Source organism: Streptomyces avermitilis MA-4680 = NBRC 14893, from assembly GCF_000009765.2.
GTDB lineage: Bacteria > Actinomycetota > Actinomycetes > Streptomycetales > Streptomycetaceae > Streptomyces > Streptomyces avermitilis.
This window is the reverse complement of the sequence record NC_003155.5, coordinates 952500-972671: the sequence shown is the minus strand read 5'-3', so window position 1 is coordinate 972671 and position 20172 is coordinate 952500. Positions and strand designations below refer to the sequence as shown.

Sequence of the window (20172 nt, the reverse complement as noted above, 5' to 3'; positions counted from 1 at the left end):
CCCCCTCCGGTCGAGTTCGCTTGATCCTACTACACTTGGCGTATGTCACCGCGCTGGGAACCGGATCCCGATATCCGACGAGGAAATCATGTCGTTTTCAACCTCCATGCACACTTGGTGTTCGTCACGAAGTACCGGCGGGAGATCTTCAACGGCGAGATGCTGACGCGCTGCGAGGCGATCATGAGCGACGTGTGCGAGAGCTTCGGCGCGGAACTGCGGGAGTTCAACGGCGAAGGCGATCACGTCCACCTGCTCGTGCACTACCCGCCGAAGATCGCCCTGTCCAGGCTCGTCAACAGCCTCAAAGGCGTCAGCTCCCGCTACCTGCGCGCGGAGTACACCGGCCGGATCAACCGGATCGGGACGGGCTCGGTGTTCTGGTCCCCGTCCTACTTCGCGGGGTCCTGCGGCGGCGCACCGCTGGACATCGTCAAGGACTACATCGAGAACCAGAAGCGCCCGGCATGACCGTCACCGCACAGGCGCAGTGATCTCCGGCGCTTCGCGCCTCCAGACCGAGGATCGCATTCCCGCCCGGCCTGAAGGCCGGGATTCCCTGCGAAGAACAAGGGATGGTCCCTCACTGCGCCGAGCACCCGTTCCAGTTCGCCTACAGCCGCGGCGGGTTCGAGCAGACGTACTTCAACGTCGGTCGGCGCCGCGAGTCACGGCGTGCCGGAGGCAGGGCCGACCTGCTCGTACGCGAGCTGCTGGACGCTCGGATCGTCGGCCGGGACACCCCCGAGTACGACGCCGATCCCGGCTTCAACGCGGATGGCGCCCACACGGTGCGGATCATCGCCGACCACTTCGGACTTCCCTCACCCCCGCTCGATCTCGGGCCCGTGGACTCATCGACATGATGCGATGACCAGAAGCCGGCCGAGCGGGCCGCCATGCCGTGATCGGCCGGCCGCCTCGGCTGCGCAGCCGGTGCGGACCTTTCTCTTCCGGCCAACGTTCGGCAGCGGATGCGCTGAGGCCGGTGCTGATGCCGGGCAGTACCCGGTACGACCCCGTCGTCGCCCTCCGGCATCTGAAGTACCGCCGGTCCGCCCGAGAACGGACGGACCGGCGGCCGGCATCGATCACCACTCCCGCCCTGGCTGACCAGGTTCCTGATGAACGGAAGGTCGGCAGACCGCGATCAGGCCGTGTGCTGCGAGGAGCCCTCACACCTGGCGGCGGCGCGACGATGTCGTACCGCTGCCGAGGCCGCCGCACTCATCGGACGAAGCGCACTTCGGGGTGGGTCGGGGAAGGCCTGTCCAGCAGATGTCGGGGCCGGCCCAGCAGGTGCTGGTCGAAGAACGCCGTGACGTAGGCGCGCTGGGCTGCGGTGCTGCGCTCGGGATCCACGGTGCCGATGAACTGCTCGCGGGTCTGCGCCGGGATGTCCAGCCGCTCGTCCACGGCGGGCACGATCGTCTGGGCGTCGGTGTAGCTGAAATGGCCACCCCGTTCCAGGCTCAGGTCGCGCTTCCAGCTGGTCGAGCGGTCCCAGAACGACTGCCAGGACGGCTTGTTCAGATGAGTCTGGCTCGCCTTGCCCATGAGCATGAACGGGCGGTCGAGCCCTTCCAGGGCCACCGGGAGGAATTCGGTGCTGTTGTACTGGAGCGTGCCGTCCATGTCGATGCCCGCGTCGATGCGACGGTCCACCCGCATGGTCTCCGCCGCGGTGACACCTCCAGCCGAGTGGCCGTACATTCCGACCCGGTCCAGGTCGAGCGCCCTGCCCAGCCCACGGGGCAGACGGCGCTCCTCAGCATCGGGGTTGCGGCCGGCCCGCAGCACGGCAAGCTGGTCCAGGACGAAGCGGGTGTCGCGTACCCGGGTGTCGACCGCCTTCTTGACCGTCTCGGCTCCGGCCATCGGCTCCTTCTGCAACTCGACGCGGCCGTCCGGGAATTCCACCGGAGTGGTCTCATGGGTGTGGTCCACGGTGACTACCACGTAGCCGCGGCTCGCCAGTTCCACGGCCGTCGAGGTGCCCAGCGCGCGGGGGATCCCCAGGCCCGGCGAGTACAGCACGATCGGCCGCCTGCTCCGGTCGTCGGCGGGGGCCATCGAGGCCGCGTCCGTCCGGGTGGCGGCCCAGTCCACCTCGCCGGGACGGGCCAGTCCGAACGAGCCCGACTCGTCCACGAAGCGCGCGGCGCCTGGCTGCATGTACGGCTGGCGGGAGTATCCGCTTGTCGAACGCGCCGGATACCAGATGCTGACCATCAGCTCCCGGTCCCTGTCGGCGACCCAGGGGTCGGGCCGGTCACGGTCGACGAGATGAAGTTCAGTGGTTCCGACCGCCTGCCGCCCCGTCGGCTCGGGCAGGTCAAACCGCACGGCACCATGAGCCGCCGAGGGTATCGGGCCGGATGAGGAGGCGGCGGAGGCGGCCGTGCCCGAGCCGACGGCCAGGGTGACGACAAGAGCCACTGCGGTGGTCATACGTGCATGGATTCGCATGCCGGCCAATCTGGCCCCGGACCCGCATCGACACATCCGCCGACAGGGGGAGCGGGCCCCTGGCATTCCACTGAGCACATTCCACCCGCTTTTCGGGGAAACCTCGGGGTCCCGGCTGACCACCATCTCGGAGCCTTCCGGTTCCGATGGGCGGGTCCGCCTGCTGCTCAGCCAACCCCGCCCGCCTCTACCCCGCTGAACGACCACCCGGCCTGGCCCGCTCAATGTCGGCGGCCGGATACGGTGTCCGTTTGCTCACATTGAGCAGGCGGTGGTGGAAGCCGTCCAGTACGACGGCAGCCCGGGCGTGCCGGTCGATGATCGCGGCGATCGCGGGCGGGACCCCCTCGGACCTCTCACCCGCGATCCAGTTGTGCAGAAACGCCTCGTGCTCCACCTTGCCGCGCACGCCGTCGGGTAGATGGTGGCGCAGCAGATGGTTCGCGATGTAGCAGCCGTCGTAGGCGAGATGGTCGGTGAGGAACTCGGCCTCGTCCTGCGAGAGTTCGAACCCGGAGCTCAGGGCGAGACCGAAGTCCGCGAAATAGATCAACCGGCCGTCGGTCAAGACGTTGTGGAAGTGGGCGTCGAAGTGGACGAGCCCGCGGGAGCTCATGAAGGCGGCTCCGCGCGTCAGGGCCTCCTCCGCCCACGCGTACCCCTGGCTGTCTTCGCCTTCCGAAGCGGCCCCTCGCTGGTCGCCCAGCCACGCGGCAAGTGTCTGCGGGACGTGTTCCAGGAAGATCACCAGACTGAAGGTGGACCGGCCGATGGCTTCCAGCCGCTCACGCACGGCTGACGAGCCTTCCCAATGCGCGACCGCCCCGTCGATGCCCCCGAAAATGTCGGCGAATCCCTGGGGAGGGATGTCCGGCAGGACTCGCCAGTGGTACATCAGCGGAAAGCCCTCGTACTCGTTCCCGAGGACCCAATTGGTGGTCATCGTATGCACGGCCAGCTCGCGCCAGGTCCCGAAGCCGGCTGAGCCCACCCCGTACTGGTAGAACATCGGCAGCCCAAAGAGGTTCGCTGTCGACCGCACGTTCTTTGGCCGCATCTCGATGTCCGTCAGAGGGACTCGCTTGACGAAGACTCGGGTCCCACCGACCTCGAGCTCCGCCGACCTGCCCCCGATGCCGGAACCGAGAGGGGTGGCTGCGGCCACGACTTCGCCGAGTCGATGGTCACTCAGCAGCGACAAGTGCGTGGAAACGGATCCGTACGTGGCCCGGCGTGCCCTGTGCCGAGGGTCCGGGTGGTCCATCAACAACTCCTCAAGGCCCGAACCATCCACATCAGCGATCTCGCGAATGCGATCGACCCTACCCTTGGCAGCTGGCCGGCGTCCTGAACACCGATGTGCCACGGCCAGCAGCTACCTGTGGGACCGGGCGCTGGGCGAAGTCAGTCCGCGAACTGCCGCAGCTACGTCACCGGCACCCTCGGAACTGACGGCGGGTGAGCCCCGGCATCTCGATCACTTGTGTGGAGGGGCGTGCGCTACTCCTCTGTGATGAGGCCTGCCGTGGATCGGCCGCGACACACCGGCGCAGGGCTGTGATCCGGCGCCGAAGCCGCCGTTCGGATCACCGAGGGCGGCCCTTCCGGTGATTGCTGGACGCCTCGCGAGGGAGGTAGCTGTCGCAGGGGTAAGGAGTCTCAGCAGAGGACGAACCCAGAACCCACGAGGAGATCGGCCATGTACGCAGCAGTCCGGCGGTACGAAGGGGTGACCGATCCGGCCGAGGCGGCACGCCTCGTGAACGAGGGCTTCGTGGGGCTCATGCGCGAGGTCCCCGGCTTCGTGGCCTACTACTGGGTCGATGCCGGGAACGGAGTGATGGTCTCGACCAGCGTCTTCCAGGACCGGGCCGGTGCCGAGGAATCGATCTCGAGGGCGTCGGACTTCGTGCGGGACAACCTCGCGTCACTCCTCCCCAACCCTCCCCAGGTCATGGCCGGGGCGGTTGTGGCTTCCGCGTAGCGGCGTTCAGGCGTGCATCTGATTCGGAGCGCTGCTGACGCGGCTGATCTGCTCGTCGTCCGCGTCCAGGAGTCGGAGCGGCCGGAGGGAGGGCCCCGGTGGCAGGGGCCCGCCCTCCGGCCCGTACAGCGCGTTGCCGGGGATCCCCGGATCGAGGGCCTTGGCGAACGTGCCACGGATGACCGGCAGTCCGAGGGAGCCGCGGGCATCGTGGACGGCAACCTGGTACCTGCTTCGTGACCGCGTGGCTGCCCCAGTAGCCGAAGAATCCCCGGCAGGCTCGTGGATCCGCGCGCTGGTCCGGCGGTACCACGTGTAGACCGTTCGCCTCAGTGGCGGTGCACAGGTCGACGGTGTCGGTGACGATGCCTGGGCGTGGACCCAACTGACCAGCCGCGGCACCCGGATCCGCTACGTATCCACGGACACCAGCCAGACTTGTCCCACCGTGCGCTACACCTTGGGGCCGAACCGCAATCCGTTCCGCCTGCACCGGGTGAGCATTCCCGCGGGTGCACAGTTCCCGACGACGGTCTGCGAGTCGGGGGCGCCCCTCACGGCGTCCCCGTGGCCTGCCGGGTGGTGTCCGCGCGACGTGGGCGCCACCCGGGGCGCTTGCGGTCAGCGCTTGAAGGCGTCTTTGGCCTTGTCGCCGGACTGCTTCAGGTTTCCGGAGATCTGGTCGGTCCTGCCTTCACGCTGCAGTCGCCTGTTGCGGGTGGTCCGGCCGATGCGTTCGGTGACCCGGCCCTTGAATGCCTGCGTCTTGTGCTTGATCGTCTGTCCGACGCTCATGGCTGTCCTCTGCATGCATGTTCGCTGGGTGGGATCCCGCGGGTGATTGCCGTACAGGCCGCTATTCCCGCGGGCGGGGGGAGAGCGCCTGGTGTGGGCCCTGGTGTGGGCTACCTGCGACTGTGGCCGTACCGGCGGCCGACGCCACGCCCGCCACCGCCACGTCCGCGCATCGCGACGCCGACGATCCAGACGACCAGCAATACGGCGGCGACCCACCACAGGGCCTGCATGGTGAAACCGAACCCGAACACCACCAGGATCAGCAGAAGGAGAAGAATCCATACCATCGCCGGGCCTCCAGATCGCGGGAAGTGCCTGAGTTCCGCGGGGTCCGGGCGAAGCGGGAAGGTGGAATGCTGCGCCCGAGCAATTCGGAGTGGCATAGCCCTACGCCGTGCTGTCAGTCAACGCCCGGCGGCTTCCCTTGTCAACGCAGTGTCGACGCGGGGGAGTTCTGCGAGGTGGGCAGGTGCCGCTGGGGTGAACGGAGCCTCGGCGGGAGCGTCGACCGGCTCGGCCGGCGGCGCCGGCAGGACACGGTCCTCCCACCAGGACAGGGCCATCACGGTGGCGAGGAGGACGAAGGGAGTCGAAGCGGGAACGATCAGCGCGTACATGTGTACCGCCTGTCGTGAAATGTGTGCGACGCGGCGGACAGCAGATGGGCGGTGCCCGCTTGGGGCGCATCGAGGCTGCGCCAGGATCGCGTAGCGACGGCGAGTGCGGGAGCGGCCCGTTGGCGGCGGGACAGGTTCCGGCACTGATGCGCCAGGTGCGCCCCGAAGGAGCGCGAGAGGTGATCGACGCTGCCGGGGGCTCGGGCCGTACTGTGCACGCTAGCCCTCGCCGCACTCCCTGAACAGATGTCAAGTGGCCATCCGGTCTTGGCAGAGGACGCTGACGTGGGCGGCTATCCGCAACCTCTGGGCAGGACTATGCTGTTCGAACAGGCCCCGGTCCCCGGCAGTGATGCCTTGTTCCGCTCCGGGAAGGCCCGCCGTGTTCGTTCTGCTTCTCATCCTCATCGTGGTCTTGTTCGGCCTCGGCTTCCTCAGCCCCCTCTGGTGGGTGGCCGCAGCCGTGTTGGTCTTCGGCGCCACCCGGTACGGCCGCGGTGGTGGCGGGGGCTGGATCTCTGGTGACGGTTCCGATTTAGGGGAGTACCGGGACTACGAGAACCGCCGGGATCGTCAGGACCGCTGGGACCGTCGCTACAGCCGTCAGCACCGGGCGCGCTGGACGCGCGAGGACCGTCGGGACCGTGAACGCCGCGGATGACCGATGAAGTTGCCCGACATCCAGAGGTTCCGGGGCGGCTTCAGCCACGCCGGACGCACGCACATCGTGGAGAGGCGGACGCCATGCATCGCACAACCATGCTTCCGGAGGATTGGTGGGATCTGAGGGCCGAGGCCTCGGTGGATGACCCGGCGGGTCAGGATGTCGTGGCGCTGCGCGCCGAGATCGATCAACTGCGTCGGGCGCTGGCCGGCCGTGCGGTCATCGACCAGGCCTACGGCATGGTGATGGTCCTGGCCCCGTGCCGCCGTGGGCCGGCCAGGAAACTACTGGTGGATATCTCGCGGCAGTGCAACACCAAGCTTCCGGACGTGGCAGCGGCTCTGGTCGCCGCCTGGGAGGGTGAGCCGCTCTCGCGGCTGATACAGCGGGCGCTGCGGCGTGCGCTGCATCGGCTTTACGCGGAAGACCAGGCGTGCGACTCACCACCGGCGGATGAGCCGTCCGTAAGGGGAAGGCCATGATTCACGCAGCCGATGTCCGCGAGTGGCGCAACCGAGACGTCGTCGACACCGAGGGCCACAAGATCGGTGTCCTCGAAGCGGTCTACGTGGACACCACCACCGACGAGCCGGCCATGGCCACCGTACGGACCGGACTGCCCACCCGGCACCGGCTGACCTTCGTCCCCCTCGAGGACGCGATCGCCGGGCCGGGCTATCTCAAGGTCGGCTATGTCAGAGCACTGGTGAAACAGGCCCCGTCGATCGGCACCGACGACGTGCTGCCCGCCGACCAGGAGGAAGCGATCTTCAAACACTACGGCCTGCCCTACGAACCCGGTGCCGCCGGTGAACGGCAACTGGCGCGCCGCTGACCGCTCATGGACAGGTTGACTTCCTCCCCCTCCTGAAGGAAGGGGAGTCCTATGGCTCGCGCTGTGCAGTTTTCTGCTTCGTTGCCGAAGAGGGGTGACCGACCTGCGGTGATAGCGCACGGTGACGGTTCGGCATGCGGGTGTGATCGGGTGCTGCTTGGCTGATAGAGCCCGATGTTCTTCCCGACAGTCCAAGGAGTGACTATGAGCGCCGCAGGCGAATCCGGCAACCGAGCACAGCAGATGCGCGAGAAGGCCCAGAAGCTGACCGAAGCCGCGGAGCGCACGACCGACCCGCAGGAGCGTCAGAAGCTCCAGGAGCAGGCCCGGGGCCTGCAGGAGCAGAGCAAGCAGCAGGGCCAGCCTGGTCAGAGCAGGTCCAAGGGCACTGCTGGCGGCGGGCGGAACCAGTAGCACCTGAGTGCGACACGGCCACTCAACGGCAGATGGTCTCCAACCCCGGCCGGGACTTGTCTGGAGGCCATCTGCGACCGGTTTCTGCCGCACGGGCAAGAAGTAGGGCCAGGGCGGTACCTCGCGGACTTACGTCCCGGTCGTGACACCAGAAGTCACTGCACTCTCAACCTCCCTGCACCCGGTTACAGAAGAAATGGATTCACGGACCAATGGGTGCAGTCCGCTCTTCGCGTCGAGCAAAGGAAGGGAATTCTGTTGTGAGTGAAGAGATTTGGGGCTACCACCCAGCCTCGGGATACCAGACGGGAACGGATCTCATCGGTTTCAAAGTCGAGGCGACCGATGGCAGCATCGGCAAGATCGACAAGCACTCCGACGACGTCGGAGCCGCCCACCTCGTCGTCGACACCGGTGCTTGGATCTTCGGCAAGCACGTGCTTCTCCCGGCCGGGACCATCACACGCATCGACACTGCCGAGCGGAAGGTCTACGTCGACCGCACCAAGGACGAGATCAAGGATGCGCCCGAGTTCGACAGGGACAAGCACACGGGCGACCCCGGTTACCTTGAGCAGTTCGGCAAGTACTACGGCCAGCACATGTGACAGCTCTGGCACACGCGAGCGGCCTGCGATCGCTGGTCAATCCCCGCCCGAAGTTCGTCGAACGCATCCGGCTGCACCAGTTCGTGGCCCGTAGCGGCGACGCCACGATTGACTACGGCACGCTGCTCGGCGGGGGCCAGCTGGTCGTCGACAGCGCCACGCGCATCGACACCGCCGCCCGCACCGTGCGGCTGGCGTCGGGCCGCGCCCTGGACTACGACTACGTCATCTACGCGGTCGGCAGCACCGCAGCGACACCGTCAATGGTGCCTGGCGCGGTCGAATTCGCTTTGCCCATCGCTGAATTCGAGTCCGCGCAGCGGCTGCGCGCCAGGCTGGAGGAGGTGCCCCGCGATGCTCCGGTCACCGTGGTCGGCGGCGGGTTGACCGGCATCGAGACGGCCGCCGAACTGGCCGAGCAAGGACGCACGGTCACGCTCGTGTGTGGCCGGACCCTGGCCCCCTCCCTGAGCGCGCCGGGGCGCCGATACGTCGCCAAGTGGCTGACCCGGCACGGTGTCGCCGTGCTGGAGGCCGGCGTGGTGACCGAGGTCCGGCCGGATGCGGTCGTCCTTGCCGACGGTTCTGCCGACGGCGCGGTGCGTCCGAGCGCACTGACCGTCTGGGCGGCAGGTTTCGGCGTGCCGGAGCTGGCGGCGGCGAGCGGGCTGCGCACCGACCCGCTCGGCCGGCTGCTCACCGACGAGACGCTGACCAGCGTCGACGACGCCCGCATCGTCGCGGCCGACGACGCCGCCGCACCGTCGGGCCGGCCGCTGCGGATGAGCGGCTACGCCGCCGGGCCGCTCGGGGCACAGGCGGCCAACACCGTGCTGAGCCCCATTGCGGGGACCGAACCGACGGTGATCGACCTGGCCTTCACGGGGGCGTGCGTCAGCCTCGGCCGACGCGCCGCCATCCGACAGCTCGCCCGCAAGGACGACACCGCGGTGAACGTCTACATCGGCGGCCGCATGGGCGCGGCGCTCAAGGAGGTGACCTGCAAGTTCGTCGTGCCGAAGAGGATCCGCCGCGAGGCCCGCAAGCCGGGTTCCATCGGCTGGCCCAAGGGCGGCCCTCGCCCCGAGCGGCCGACTTCCGCTTCGCAGGAGGTCACCTCCCCGTGAGCACCGACGAGCACGCCGAGCGGTTCTCGAAACACTCACCCCCGATGAGCGTGCGGTGTTCGTGCTGCGCGAGGTGTTCGGCTTCGATTACGACGACATCGCCGTGGCGGTGGGTAAGTCCAGGGTGACGGTGCGCCAGGTGGCGCACCGCGCCCGCAAGCACGTGCGGGCGCGGCGTAAGCGCTTCGAGCCCGTCGGCGCGGCGAAGGCCGCGCGGATCACCGAGCCGTTCATGACCGCGGCGGCAACCGGTGACCTGGAGGGGCTGCTCTCGCTGCTCGCACCGGACGTCACCTGGACTGCGGACAGCGGCGGCAAGACCACCGCGGCGCGTCGGCCGGTGGTGGGGGCGGAGAAGGTGGCCGCGGTCCTCATGAGCATTTTCCGCATGGGACGGCTGACGGACCCGCGGATCAAGGTGGTCAACTGCAACAACACGCCCGCGATGGTGATCTACAGCGGCGACCACCCAGAAGGCGTCTTCCTGGTCGAGATCATCGACGGGAGGATCACCAGCATCTACGCCGTCCGCAACCCGGACAAGCTCGTCGCGGTGGCGGTTCCGCGTCGGATCAGCCGGTAAGGAGAGTCGGAAGCACGGGATCGTCGTGGGCTCGCTCCGGCTTCCTCCGGGGCTTTCGGGTCTTCCCGTCCGCCCTCTTTCAAGGGCGTCGTGATCGTCAGGGCGAGAGCCGCGTCAACAGCAAGCAAACAGACATGCGGCATGATTCAGGCGATACTACCTTTTCGTGACCTTCTGTGGTGTTCTGCCCTGACTCTCCTGTCGGTATCGCCCGAGGGTGACAGAGGATCGCCTGTGCGCCAGGACAGGAGCAGCGGGAGGACCCACCGACGATGCTGAAAGGACTGGCACGGAGCCTGTGACACCGCAGATCGATTACGAGGCGCTGTTCTCGGCCGTGCCCACGCCATACCTGGTGCTGGGTCCCGACTTGATCATCCTCGACGTCAACGACGCTTACCTGCGGGTGGCTGGCTGGAGCAGGCAGGATCTGGTCGGGCGGTACCTGTTTGACGCCTTCCCGGACAATCCGGCGGACCCCGGCGCTGACGGAGTGCGGAACCTGGATCTCTCGCTGCACCGGGTCCTGCGCTCGAAGGAGCCGGACACGATGACGGTGCAGAAGTACGACATCCCCGTCGCAGGTCAGGCGGGGGTGTTCGAGGAGCGGTGGTGGTCGCCGGTCAACATCCCCGTGCTCGCCCCGGACGGGCAGGTGGTGTGGATCATTCACCAGGTGGAGGACGTGACCGCGTTCGTCGTGCCCCACACCGACCGCCCCCAGGCGGACGGCGAGGCGCTCAGCGGGCGGGAGGCGGTGGAGGAGCTGTACGCGCGGGCGCGGGAGCTGCAGCGGCTGAACGAGGAACTGCGCGAGGCCCACGCCCGTGAACGCCAGGTCGCCGTCACCTTGCAGGAGGCCATGCTCCGCTCGCCGGACCTGGCCCGACACCGGGATGTCGCGGTGCGTTACCTGCCCGCGGTCGGTTCACTGAACGTGTGCGGAGATTGGTACGACGTGGTCGATCTGCCCGACGGCCGCATCGGCGTCGCGGTGGGTGATGTCGTCGGCCACGGGCTGGAGGCCGCCGCCGTCATGGGCATGCTCCGCAGTGCGCTGAGCGCCTCCGTCAGAGCCGTCGACGGACCCGCGCAAGCTCTGGAGGTCCTGGGTCTGTACGCCCGGTCCGTAGAGGGAGCACTGGTCACCACAGTGGCCCAAGCGGTCATCGACACCATCAACCACCGGATCATCTACAGCAGCGCGGGCCATCTGCCCCCCGTCCTGCTGCACCCCGACGGCACCTGCGACCTGCTGAACCGGGCCACCGACCCGCCACTGGGCGCCCGCCTCGAACACGTCCCCCGCCCCGAGGCCGATCTGCCCTACACCCAAGGTGACACCCTCGTCCTGTACACCGATGGGCTCATCGAACGCCGCGGCGAGGACATCGACACCGGCCTGCACCGGCTCACCGAGGCCCTGGCCCGCCACAGGCGCCTGAGCCCAGAACGTCTGGCCGACGCCCTGCTGGCCCGCCTCGACGTGGCCGGCGGCGCCCGCGACGACATCGCCTTGATCCTCGTACGTCTATAACCCGAGGGGCCGCACGCATGCGTGCCTCCGAACGCCTGGCCCGGTCCCACCGGCCGGGCGCCCTCCCGGGCCTTACCGCGCGAGGCCGGCGGCAGCCCAGCGACGTTGCATGCGCACGGGGCCGGCGCCGCGGCTTCCTCCACGCCGCGCCGCTCCCAGGGGCAGATCATCCGCGCCGCCAAGGCGTGCGCGCCGGCCGCGGCGCGCACGAGGCCGCAACGAGTGTCAGACCTGCGACGCTTCGGCGGGAGTGCGGGCAGCGTCGAGGACCTCCGGCAAAGGCAGGGCCAGCGCGGCGGCGAGTTCAGCCAGCTCCGCTTCCGTGGGATGGACGGGACCACGGGCGCCGTCCTGAGCGAAGACGCGGATGCGGGGAGTGCGGATGCCGGTCCGCTCGGCGAGAGCCTGCGCGGTCAGGTGACGGCGGCGCATGCCCTGTTGCAGCAACTGCGAAAGGTCAGCCATCTACCTCTCCTGCCCGCCCCGGGCCTCTTCATCCGCCTTCGAGGTGAGGTCGGGCGGCGGCGATCCTGGGACTGGGCAGCGCGGACCGACCTCGGCCGACCGGAACAGCCGGATCGGAGAGGCCGGCGGCCCGCTCGCCGACTCAGGAGCTGAGGGGGGCGAGCAGGACGCCACCGACGGCGGCACCTGTGGCAGGGCGCCCGCCCGGGCCACCGGGGTCACTGACCCCGACCGGCTTCCGTCGCACAGCAGCCGTCCGCCTCCCCGCTGCCCGAGACGGCTTCGAGGCGGCAGAAGCAGGACGCCTCGATCGGTACGTCCGCCTGCGCCGCGGCGATCCTGAGCTGCTGGGCCACGATCTGCGCCTCGCCCGTCTTGCCGAGGCGGACGAGGCACTCGTGGAACCCGTGCAGGGCCCAGACGTTGCCGGGGTGCTGGGAGGCGCGGGGCAAGGTGTCGTCGAGGCCGAGGTCGGCCCGGTAGACGGCCTCGGCCTCCGCCACGCGCCCCCGTTCCAGGAGCAGGGCTCCGTACGCGTGCCGGGTGGGCTGCATCCACCCCCACGGCTCGTCGTAGGGGAGGTTGTCGTCCAGTTCGATCGACCGCAGGAGTGCCGCGAAAGCGGCGTCGAAGTTGCCCCTGCGGTACTCCAGTTCACCGTCGAGCATCGCCGACGCGATCGCGAGAATGTCGGCGCAGGTGTTGTTGAACAGCATGCGCGTCTCGGGGACCCGGGCGACCGCCGCGTGGAACAGGGTGCGCTCGGCCTCGGCCTCCGCGACCCGGCCGGTCGCCGAGAGGGCGACGCCGCGGGCGTAGCGCAGCATGGCGGTGGTCATGCTGTAGAGCTGCGGGTCCGCGGGCATCGGCAGGCGCAGGATGTCGGCCCAGCGGCCGAAGCGGATCAGTACATGGACCCGCATGGCGAGAAAGGCCTCCAGCCAGTCGGCCATGGGCGGGCTCTCCACCCGCAGCAGCTCCTCCGAGATGGACGACTCCAGCCGGGCGGCGGTCTCCAGGGCGACCTGGGAACGGCCGAGGAACATCGCGCCGTAGATCTTGAAGTGGTAGTTGTGCGAGCGGTAGAGGGTGTAGAAGTTCATCGCCCCGGACCGGGCGAGGACCTTCTCGTCGGCGGCGATCGCCCTGCTGTTGTCCGCCACCACGCCGCGGTAGTCGCCGCACAGCACCTCCAGGTGCGAGGGCATGTGCTGGAGGTGGCCGGCGTCGGGCACCAGGTCGCGCAGCCGGTCGGCGGCAGGCAGCGCCGCCTCCGGGGCGGGGGACATCTCCATCAGATGGATGTACATGTGCAGGATTCCCGGGTGCCGCCTGCCCGCGTCCGTGGCGAGGGCACGCTCCAGGACGGCCCTGGCCTCGACTGTACGGGCGCCTTCGGCGGGCTCGCCCGTGGGCAGGTCCCACAGCTGCCAGGGCGTGAGGTTCATCAGTGCGTCGGCGTACAAGGTGGTGACGTCGAGGTCGTCGGGCGCGAGTTCGTGCACGGTACGCATGCTGTCGGCGTAGGGACCGTTCCACACCGAGCAGTCCTCGACGGCCTCCGCCTGCGGGTAGCGGGCGCGCAGCGCGCCGATCAGCGCCCGTTCGGCCGGGGTGGCACCGGCCGCCTTCGCGTGTGCGAGCTCCACGGCGGCATGGGTGCGCTCGACGGTCCGTACGAGGTCCTGCTCGTCGAAGAACTCCCAGGGTTTGTTGTAGTTGGGGCCGAGTGCGTAGGCGATGCCCCAGTAGGCCATGGCGCAGCCCGGATCCGCCGTGGCCGCGGCTTCGAAGCAGGCGACGGCTTCCTCATGATGGAAGGCGTACGACCAGACCAGCCCTCGGTCGAACCACAGCTGGGCCTCGGGGGACGAGGTGGTCACGGAGCGGCTGTGGGTGCCGAGATCGTAGTAGTCCATGTCGTCCATGTGTCCCTCCTTGAGGGCGTGGGCGGGGCGCATTTCATCCAAGTGGACCCTTTCGAGGGGGACACCGCACGTCCGCGCTCAGCGTTCGGCAGGGGCCGGCAGACCCTGCGCCTCCCAGCTGATCAGCTGATCAGCTGATCCGAGGTCGGGGCGGGGAGTTCGGTGATCCGCTGGGTCTGGATTTCGGTCGTCTCCTGGAACGGATGGTGGGCAAAGCGTCCGTTGTCGATGTCATCATCCCTCGCTAACTTCCGGAAGAGGGTGGGGAGTTCGGTACGGGCAGTGGGGGCAGTTCGTGGGGGTGCTGCCCTGCTTGGTACTCGACGATCGAGACCGGCTCGTCGGCGTCGTGGTCCTCGTCGGAGTCCTCGAAGAGCAGGGTGCGGCCGAAGCGGGAGGCGAGGCCGCCCGCGCCGCGCCAGGGAGCACGGCCGGGTGCTCAGGTGCCAGGGTGCCCGCGGTGTCCAGGGCACGGCTCACGCAAGTGCCGCAATTGCAACGCTAAGTGAGCGATCTGTTATTTTCTGTGACTGTGCAGGCGAGGTCCGTAAGGGATCCGGCGTGCGAAGGAATCGGAGTAGTGATGAGCAAGTTCAAGAAGGCCGCGGCCGTAGCGGTCATGGTCGGTGGCATGGCTCTCGGCGGCGGGGTCGCGCACGGGGACAACAACCAGACGATCGGCAACTCCTGCACGGTGATCGGGCCTGACGCCGGCGATGGCCACCGCTACGGCGGCCAGGCTGACGTCATCATCGGCAACCTGCAAGCCGTGCAGTGCAACCAGGACTTCGACGGCGGCGCGGTCTTCGCACCCATTCAGGGCCTGAGCACCTGATTCCGGGGTCTCGGGAAGAGTCGGGTCTCGCGCCTTTTGCTGCGAGGCCCGCCTCCCAGCCCTTGCCACACCGGGTGCCCCGGTCAAGGCCCAACGCTGGTCCTACTCTTCCGGACACGGCTCACGCGCCCGCGCAGAGCCCCGCAGGCCCAGCCGCGGAACCGTCCCCCTCGCCTTCGACAGCTGCCCCTGGGGGCCGAGTTGAGAGAGGACCCGCCAACGGTCGCAACACCCGTGCGAAGGTGCTGATTTCAGGGGCCGTCGAAGTGCCGGAGACCGGCGTCGGATGCCGACCTTCCGGCTGCCGCTGATGGTGATGGTCGTACGACGACGCCACGCGGGTGACCTCAGCATCCGTCCTCGATGCCGACCACGGGGTGCCTCTCGCCGTCGATGAAGCCGAACTGTCCGCCTTGCGGGATCCGGCCTTCGGCTGCGGCATGGCAGCCGTGCGGTATCGCGCATGTCGGGCGTGCGGGGGGAGCATGAGAACGTGAGGCAATGGTCGTCTGATGTGGAGGAGCAGAGGTATGCAGCATGAGCGAGCGGGCACGTCGGCGGGACCCGAGGACCTCATCGACGTTGCCAAGCTGGTCACGGCGTACTACGCGCTGCATCCCGACCCGGCCGAACCGGGGCAGCGCGTTGCGTTCGGCACCTCGGGACACCGCGGATCGTCGCTGGCGACGGCGTTCAACGAGGACCACATCGCCGCGACCAGCCAGGCCATCTGCGAGTACCGCGACAGCCAGGGCACCAACGGCCCCCTCTTTCTGGGCGCCGACACCCATGCTTTGTCCGAGCCGGCCAGAGTCACCGCGCTTGAGGTGTTCGCGGCCAACGGCGTGACCGTGCTCATCGACAGCGATGACGGCTACACGCCCACTCCGGCGGTCTCGCACGCCATCCTCACCTACAACCGGGGCCGTGCCTCGGGCCTCGCTGACGGTGTGGTGGTCACCCCCTCGCACAATCCGCCCGCCGACGGAGGCTTCAAGTACAACCCGCCGAGCGGTGGCCCGGCAGGTTCCGAGGCGACCTCCTGGATCCAGGACCGGGCCAACGAGATCATCACGGGCGGCCTCAAAGACGTACGGCGCGTTCCCTACACCCAGGCGCTCGCCGCACCCGGCACCGGCCGGTACGACTTCCTGGGCACCTACGTCGCCGATCTGCCGAGTGTGCTGGACCTGGACGCGATCCGCGCGGCGGGCGTACGTATCGGTGCCGATCCGCTGGGCGGGGCTTCAGTCGCCTACTGGGGCCGCATCGCCGAACAGCACGGGCTCGACCTGACGGTCGTCAATCCACTCACGGACCCCACCTGGCGGTTCATGACGCTGGACTGGGACGGCAAGATCCGCATGGACTGCTCGTCGCCGTACGCCATGGCCTCACTCATCGAGCAGCGCGACCGCTACCGGATCGCCACGGGCAACGACGCCGACGCCGACCGGCACGGCATCGTCACGCCGGACGCCGGGCTGATGAATCCCAACCACTACCTCGCCACCGCCATCTCCTACCTGTACTCCCACCGGGAGCGGTGGCCCGCGGGCGCCGGGGTCGGCAAGACATTGGTGTCGTCCGGGATGATCGACCGCGTCGCCGCGGACCTCGGCCGCCGACTGGTCGAAGTTCCCGTGGGGTTCAAGTGGTTCGTGGACGGGCTGGCCGACGGGTCGCTCGGCTTCGGGGGCGAGGAGTCGGCCGGTGCGTCCTTCCTGCGCCGGGACGGCTCGGTGTGGACCACCGACAAGGACGGCATCCTCCTGGCCCTGCTCGCCTCCGAGATCACGGCGGTCACCGACAAGACGCCGTCGGAGCACTACGCCGCGCTGACCGCCCGCTTCGGTGAGCCCGCGTACGCGCGCATCGACGCCCCCGCGTCCCGTGAGGAGAAGGCCCTGCTCGCCAAGCTGTCCCCGGCCCAGGTCGGCGCGGACACCCTGGCCGGGGAGCCGGTCACCGCGGTCCTCACCCGGGCGCCGGGCAACGACGCGCCAATCGGCGGCATCAAGGTGACCACCGACAACGCCTGGTTCGCGGCCCGCCCTTCGGGCACCGAGGACGTCTACAAGATCTACGCCGAGTCGTTCCTCGGTCCCGACCACCTCAGCCAGGTGCAGCAGGAGGCCAAACTCGTGGTCGACGCGGCGCTGGGGGCTGACGCGCCGGGTGCGGGCAGCGACATGGCGTAGTCGGCGCGGCGACGACACGGCGCCATCCTGGCCGCCCCATGTGCACTGGATCGTGCCGGCAGTACCGGCTGACGCGCGTCGGAAGCGGTTGGTTCAGTACCCGCTTCCGACGCGCGGCCGGGCCGGAGCGCGTGCCGGCCCCCTGGTACGGAGCTCGCCGCCCGCATCCCGGACGCACGACTTGCGTCGATCGCCGGTGCGGGCCATCACCTCACTCGTCGGGGGGCGCCGTGGGGCGCGCACCTCCCCGGACCGCCGCGGAAGGTGATGCCGCTGCGTCGAGGCTCGTCAACTGTGGGAGACGGTGAGGCCGTAGAAGGCGACCCGAGCGCCCTTGGTGGTGCTGTCGGAGGACGACTGGTTGTACGAGCCGGCCTTGAAGTACTGCTTGTAGGCGTCGAACGACGACGGGATGGCGTAGTGCGTGGTGCTCCCGTTGACCGTCAAGTCGATGGTGTGGCCGCCCGAGACCCCGATCGTGTAGTTCCATGTCTTGCCGACCGATACATGGCCGACGGTGTGCAGTGTCTGCCCTCCGGAGGGCGAGTTCTCCGTGCCGAGGACGATGTCACCGCTCGACCGGTAGTACAGCTCCAGCAGCGGCTTGGTGGACGAGCCTCCCGTACCGAGGTGGATCTGACCGACGCAGACGTTCGATGTGACCGATACGACGCGCAGCGTCGCCTTCATCTGATGCGTGCCGCTGAGCGACCAGTTGGCGGCGGTGCCGTTGCGGTTCATCTCCCGCAGTTCGGAGCGGGCGTAGTTCGAGTTCGGTGTGGTGACGCCCTTCTCCGGTGCCCAGAAGGTCATCGCGCCGTCACGGGTGTCCGTGTAGAAGTACGCGTCCTGGAACCCGTTGGCTCCCTGAAGCCGGGAGGACGGGATCGTCGTCGGCGAGCCGGGGGAGCCCACCGGCTCCTGAAGCTGCCATACCGAGAGGTCGAAATTCCCGCCGGGCGCGACGGACGGATCCGCCATGGGGGAGGCGACGACGTTCGTACTGCCCTGGCCGCTGGGCGTGTTGGCGACGCCCGCGGCGGTGGGAACAGGGCTGGCGGGCGCGGCGGGAGCCGCGAGGGCCAGGCCGCCGGTGACGGCGGTGGCGGTGGCCAGGGAGGTGAGCAGCGTACGCATGCGCATGGGGGGTGCCTTCCCGTCGGCTCGGTGGGCTCGTTGACGGACGCGCTTGCTACTCCGCGTCCGGTGTTCATGTCTGTGAACTTTGTGTGTCAACATGAACATGGGGTGTCGCGACAGTAGGGCCGTGGCGCGGTCACGTCAAGGCTGTAGAGCTTGCCCGTCTGCCCTCAGGGAGCGTCCATCTGCCCTCGGTAGGAGGGAGAGGGCGGGGCGATCCATACGTCGTGCGCTGCGCAGAGCGCGCAGCCCCGGGTAACGGGAAAGGCCGGCCCGACGCCGTTGGCGCCGAGCCGGCCTTGCCCGGTGGTGCATCCCCCTCGGGGGTGCCGAGCCTTCCGCTCGGCGCGGCTGGTCAGTCCGTGCCGAACTCCATCGCGGCGCGGTCCAGCATCTCGTCGTCACCGGAGACCTCGCCGCGGGAGGCGATGGCCTCGGCGCTGCCCTCCGGCATCTGCGGCATGGTGCCGATCAGGCCGGTCGCGGCCGCCTGGGCGGCACCGATGGCGGGACTGCCGGTGCCGATCAGGCCGAGGCCGGCGTACTGCTCCAGCTTGACGCGTGAATCCGCGATGTCCAGGTTGCGCATGGTGAGCTGGCCGATCCGGTCGACCGGGCCGAACGCCGAGTCCTCGGTGCGCTCCATGGACAGCTTGTCCGGGTGGTAGCTGAACGCCGGGCCCGTGGTGTCGAGGATCGAGTAGTCCTCACCGCGCCGCAGTCGCAGCGTCACCTCGCCGGTGACGGCCGCGCCGACCCAGCGCTGCAGCGACTCGCGCACCATCAGCGCCTGCGGGTCCAGCCAGCGGCCCTCGTACATCAGCCGGCCGAGGCGCCGTCCCTCGTTGTGGTACTGGGCGAGCGTGTCCTCGTTGTGGATCGCGTTGACCAGGCGCTCGTACGCCGCGTGCAGCAGGGCCATGCCGGGCGCCTCGTAGATGCCGCGGCTCTTGGCCTCGATGATCCGGTTCTCGATCTGGTCCGACATGCCCATGCCGTGCCGACCGCCGATCGCGTTCGCCTCCATGACCAGGTCGACAGGGGAGGCGAGCTCCTTGCCGTTGATCGTCACCGGGCGGCCCTGGTCGAAGCCGATCGTCACGTCCTCGGTGGCGATCTCGACCGCGGGGTCCCAGAACCGCACGCCCATGATCGGCTCCACGGTCTCCACGCCGGTGTCCAGGTGCTCCAGGGTCTTGGCCTCGTGGGTGGCGCCCCAGATGTTGGCGTCGGTGGAGTACGCCTTCTCCGTGCTGTCGCGGTAGGGCAGGTCGTGGGCGAGAAGCCACTCCGACATTTCCTTGCGGCCGCCGAGCTCGGTCACGAAGTCCGCGTCCAGCCACGGCTTGTAGATCCGCAGGTGCGGGTTGGCGAGCAGGCCGTACCGGTAGAACCGCTCGATGTCATTGCCCTTGAAGGTCGAGCCGTCGCCCCAGATCTGTACGTCGTCCTCGAGCATCGCCCGGACCAAGAGGGTGCCCGTGACGGCGCGACCGAGCGGCGTGGTGTTGAAGTAGGCACGCCCGCCCGAACGGATGTGGAACGCCCCGCAGGTGAGCGCGGCCAGGCCCTCCTCGACCAGCGCCGCGCGGCAGTCGACCAGCCGCGCGATCTCGGCACCGTAGGTCTTCGCGCGGCCCGGCACCGAGGCGATGTCGGGCTCGTCGTACTGGCCGATGTCGGCGGTGTAGGTGCACGGGACGGCGCCCTTGTCGCGCATCCACGCGACCGCGACCGAGGTGTCGAGGCCGCCCGAGAAGGCGATACCGACGCGCTCGCCGGCGGGAAGGGAGGTGAGGACCTTAGACATAGGAAGAGTATGCATCCTCGCGCATTTTCATGCAAGGCTGATGCAGATCCTGTGCCGCAGGGTCGAAGAAGCTCGCCATGGCGCGGTACCGATGCGGCGCCGGTGTTCCAGCGGCGCCGCCCTCGATCAGCTCCCGCAAGATCCGTCGAGAGGTGTG

General features: G+C 68.8%; 21 protein-coding genes and 1 pseudogene. 13 read left to right on the top strand and 9 right to left on the bottom strand.

Annotated features, from left to right (window positions below):
- The first annotated feature begins 42 nt into the window (after window positions 1-42).
- Together tnpA and SAVERM_RS04555 are read left to right on the top strand one after the other, a co-directional pair.
- Window positions 43-471 carry an IS200/IS605 family transposase gene (gene tnpA, locus SAVERM_RS04560; RefSeq protein WP_010982259.1) on the top strand — a complete coding sequence of 143 codons (429 nt, stop codon included), beginning with the start codon at window positions 43-45 and terminating at the stop codon, window positions 469-471.
- A 104-nt stretch (window positions 472-575) separates the two neighbouring features.
- Window positions 576-866, top strand: coding sequence for a hypothetical protein (locus SAVERM_RS04555; protein ID WP_010982258.1), 291 nt, complete (start codon window positions 576-578; stop codon window positions 864-866).
- A 361-nt stretch (window positions 867-1227) separates the two neighbouring features.
- On the opposite strand, the gene SAVERM_RS04550 is transcribed toward SAVERM_RS04555, so the two are convergent.
- A complete protein-coding gene (locus SAVERM_RS04550) occupies window positions 1228-2451 on the bottom strand; it encodes an alpha/beta hydrolase family protein (protein ID WP_010982257.1) in 1224 nt (407 codons plus the stop codon).
- A gap of 205 nt (window positions 2452-2656) precedes the next feature.
- The gene (locus SAVERM_RS04545) at window positions 2657-3733 is read right to left on the bottom strand and encodes a hypothetical protein (RefSeq protein ID WP_010982256.1); all 1077 of its coding nucleotides are present in this window, start codon (window positions 3731-3733) and stop codon (window positions 2657-2659) included.
- 435 nt (window positions 3734-4168) lie between these two features.
- Between SAVERM_RS04545 and SAVERM_RS04540 the strand changes: the two genes are divergently transcribed.
- Window positions 4169-4453 (top strand): hypothetical protein, encoded by a 285-nt coding sequence (locus tag SAVERM_RS04540; RefSeq protein ID WP_010982255.1) that lies wholly within the window; start codon window positions 4169-4171, stop codon window positions 4451-4453.
- A 621-nt stretch (window positions 4454-5074) separates the two neighbouring features.
- Here the strand turns inward: SAVERM_RS04540 and SAVERM_RS38940 are convergent.
- The 3 genes from SAVERM_RS38940 to SAVERM_RS04530 form a co-directional block, all read right to left on the bottom strand.
- A complete protein-coding gene (locus SAVERM_RS38940) occupies window positions 5075-5248 on the bottom strand; it encodes a CsbD family protein (protein ID WP_010982254.1) in 174 nt (57 codons plus the stop codon).
- 110 nt (window positions 5249-5358) lie between these two features.
- Entirely contained in the window at window positions 5359-5538 is a 180-nt protein-coding gene (locus SAVERM_RS04535) for a hypothetical protein (protein WP_010982253.1), read from the bottom strand.
- Between the two features lie 117 nt (window positions 5539-5655).
- A complete protein-coding gene (locus tag SAVERM_RS04530; protein WP_037650641.1) occupies window positions 5656-5868 on the bottom strand; it encodes a hypothetical protein in 213 nt (70 codons plus the stop codon).
- 382 nt (window positions 5869-6250) lie between these two features.
- On the opposite strand from SAVERM_RS04530, the gene SAVERM_RS04525 reads away from it, so the two are divergent.
- From SAVERM_RS04525 to SAVERM_RS04490, 8 genes and pseudogenes are all read left to right on the top strand, one after another.
- Window positions 6251-6529, top strand: coding sequence for a hypothetical protein (locus tag SAVERM_RS04525; protein WP_010982252.1), 279 nt, complete (start codon window positions 6251-6253; stop codon window positions 6527-6529).
- Window positions 6530-6612: 83 nt separating this feature from the next.
- On the top strand, window positions 6613-7014 hold the full coding sequence (locus SAVERM_RS04520; RefSeq protein ID WP_042492728.1) for an ANTAR domain-containing protein: 402 nt from the start codon (window positions 6613-6615) through the stop codon (window positions 7012-7014).
- Window positions 7011-7367, top strand: a complete 357-nt coding sequence (locus SAVERM_RS04515; protein ID WP_010982251.1) for a PRC-barrel domain-containing protein — start codon at window positions 7011-7013, stop codon at window positions 7365-7367. The genes SAVERM_RS04520 and SAVERM_RS04515 overlap by 4 nt, the downstream gene beginning before the upstream one ends.
- 204 nt (window positions 7368-7571) lie before the next feature.
- On the top strand, window positions 7572-7781 hold the full coding sequence (locus SAVERM_RS04510) for a DUF6381 family protein (RefSeq protein WP_010982250.1): 210 nt from the start codon (window positions 7572-7574) through the stop codon (window positions 7779-7781).
- Between the two features lie 260 nt (window positions 7782-8041).
- Window positions 8042-8389 (top strand): PRC-barrel domain-containing protein, encoded by a 348-nt coding sequence (locus SAVERM_RS04505; RefSeq protein ID WP_037650639.1) that lies wholly within the window; start codon window positions 8042-8044, stop codon window positions 8387-8389.
- On the top strand, window positions 8386-9516 hold the full coding sequence (locus SAVERM_RS04500; RefSeq protein ID WP_010982248.1) for an NAD(P)/FAD-dependent oxidoreductase: 1131 nt from the start codon (window positions 8386-8388) through the stop codon (window positions 9514-9516). The genes SAVERM_RS04505 and SAVERM_RS04500 overlap by 4 nt, the downstream gene beginning before the upstream one ends.
- Before the next feature lie 31 nt (window positions 9517-9547).
- Window positions 9548-10099: pseudogene (locus tag SAVERM_RS04495) on the top strand (sigma factor-like helix-turn-helix DNA-binding protein); the annotation flags it as partial.
- 298 nt (window positions 10100-10397) lie between these two features.
- The gene (locus SAVERM_RS04490) at window positions 10398-11636 is read left to right on the top strand and encodes a PP2C family protein-serine/threonine phosphatase (protein WP_037650637.1); all 1239 of its coding nucleotides are present in this window, start codon (window positions 10398-10400) and stop codon (window positions 11634-11636) included.
- A 225-nt stretch (window positions 11637-11861) separates the two neighbouring features.
- On the opposite strand, the gene SAVERM_RS04485 is transcribed toward SAVERM_RS04490, so the two are convergent.
- Together SAVERM_RS04485 and SAVERM_RS04480 are read right to left on the bottom strand one after the other, a co-directional pair.
- Window positions 11862-12101 carry a hypothetical protein gene (locus tag SAVERM_RS04485; RefSeq protein WP_010982245.1) on the bottom strand — a complete coding sequence of 80 codons (240 nt, stop codon included), beginning with the start codon at window positions 12099-12101 and terminating at the stop codon, window positions 11862-11864.
- A 218-nt stretch (window positions 12102-12319) separates the two neighbouring features.
- A complete protein-coding gene (locus SAVERM_RS04480; protein ID WP_037650719.1) occupies window positions 12320-14020 on the bottom strand; it encodes a tetratricopeptide repeat protein in 1701 nt (566 codons plus the stop codon).
- Between the two features lie 592 nt (window positions 14021-14612).
- Between SAVERM_RS04480 and SAVERM_RS04475 the strand changes: the two genes are divergently transcribed.
- Together SAVERM_RS04475 and pgm are read left to right on the top strand one after the other, a co-directional pair.
- On the top strand, window positions 14613-14864 hold the full coding sequence (locus SAVERM_RS04475) for a hypothetical protein (protein WP_010982242.1): 252 nt from the start codon (window positions 14613-14615) through the stop codon (window positions 14862-14864).
- A gap of 530 nt (window positions 14865-15394) precedes the next feature.
- Window positions 15395-17065, top strand: a complete 1671-nt coding sequence (gene pgm, locus SAVERM_RS04470; RefSeq protein ID WP_010982241.1) for a phosphoglucomutase (alpha-D-glucose-1,6-bisphosphate-dependent) — start codon at window positions 15395-15397, stop codon at window positions 17063-17065.
- Between the two features lie 288 nt (window positions 17066-17353).
- On the opposite strand, the gene SAVERM_RS04465 is transcribed toward pgm, so the two are convergent.
- The gene (locus SAVERM_RS04465; RefSeq protein ID WP_010982240.1) at window positions 17354-18208 is read right to left on the bottom strand and encodes a polysaccharide lyase family 7 protein; all 855 of its coding nucleotides are present in this window, start codon (window positions 18206-18208) and stop codon (window positions 17354-17356) included.
- 352 nt (window positions 18209-18560) lie between these two features.
- The gene (gene argG / locus SAVERM_RS04460) at window positions 18561-20015 is read right to left on the bottom strand and encodes an argininosuccinate synthase (protein WP_010982239.1); all 1455 of its coding nucleotides are present in this window, start codon (window positions 20013-20015) and stop codon (window positions 18561-18563) included.
- Between the last annotated feature and the right edge of the window lie 157 nt (window positions 20016-20172).

What these genes read in the sequence shown, in the direction of transcription:
- SAVERM_RS04520 (WP_042492728.1), top strand. Translation starts at nt 6,613, where the DNA reads ATGCATCGCACAACCATGCTTCCGGAGGATTGGTGGGATCTGAGGGCC.
- argG (WP_010982239.1), bottom strand. Translation starts at nt 20,015, where the DNA reads ATGTCTAAGGTCCTCACCTCCCTTCCCGCCGGCGAGCGCGTCGGTATC.
- SAVERM_RS04555 (WP_010982258.1), top strand. Translation starts at nt 576, where the DNA reads ATGGTCCCTCACTGCGCCGAGCACCCGTTCCAGTTCGCCTACAGCCGC.
- SAVERM_RS04485 (WP_010982245.1), bottom strand. Translation starts at nt 12,101, where the DNA reads ATGGCTGACCTTTCGCAGTTGCTGCAACAGGGCATGCGCCGCCGTCAC.
- SAVERM_RS04530 (WP_037650641.1), bottom strand. Translation starts at nt 5,868, where the DNA reads ATGTACGCGCTGATCGTTCCCGCTTCGACTCCCTTCGTCCTCCTCGCC.
- SAVERM_RS04550 (WP_010982257.1), bottom strand. Translation starts at nt 2,451, where the DNA reads ATGACCACCGCAGTGGCTCTTGTCGTCACCCTGGCCGTCGGCTCGGGC.
- SAVERM_RS04465 (WP_010982240.1), bottom strand. Translation starts at nt 18,208, where the DNA reads ATGCGCATGCGTACGCTGCTCACCTCCCTGGCCACCGCCACCGCCGTC.
- SAVERM_RS04545 (WP_010982256.1), bottom strand. Translation starts at nt 3,733, where the DNA reads ATGGACCACCCGGACCCTCGGCACAGGGCACGCCGGGCCACGTACGGA.
- SAVERM_RS04480 (WP_037650719.1), bottom strand. Translation starts at nt 14,020, where the DNA reads ATGGACTACTACGATCTCGGCACCCACAGCCGCTCCGTGACCACCTCG.
- tnpA (WP_010982259.1), top strand. Translation starts at nt 43, where the DNA reads ATGTCACCGCGCTGGGAACCGGATCCCGATATCCGACGAGGAAATCAT.
- pgm (WP_010982241.1), top strand. Translation starts at nt 15,395, where the DNA reads ATGCAGCATGAGCGAGCGGGCACGTCGGCGGGACCCGAGGACCTCATC.
- SAVERM_RS04540 (WP_010982255.1), top strand. Translation starts at nt 4,169, where the DNA reads ATGTACGCAGCAGTCCGGCGGTACGAAGGGGTGACCGATCCGGCCGAG.
- SAVERM_RS04510 (WP_010982250.1), top strand. Translation starts at nt 7,572, where the DNA reads ATGAGCGCCGCAGGCGAATCCGGCAACCGAGCACAGCAGATGCGCGAG.
- SAVERM_RS38940 (WP_010982254.1), bottom strand. Translation starts at nt 5,248, where the DNA reads ATGAGCGTCGGACAGACGATCAAGCACAAGACGCAGGCATTCAAGGGC.
- SAVERM_RS04515 (WP_010982251.1), top strand. Translation starts at nt 7,011, where the DNA reads ATGATTCACGCAGCCGATGTCCGCGAGTGGCGCAACCGAGACGTCGTC.
- SAVERM_RS04475 (WP_010982242.1), top strand. Translation starts at nt 14,613, where the DNA reads ATGAGCAAGTTCAAGAAGGCCGCGGCCGTAGCGGTCATGGTCGGTGGC.
- SAVERM_RS04535 (WP_010982253.1), bottom strand. Translation starts at nt 5,538, where the DNA reads ATGGTATGGATTCTTCTCCTTCTGCTGATCCTGGTGGTGTTCGGGTTC.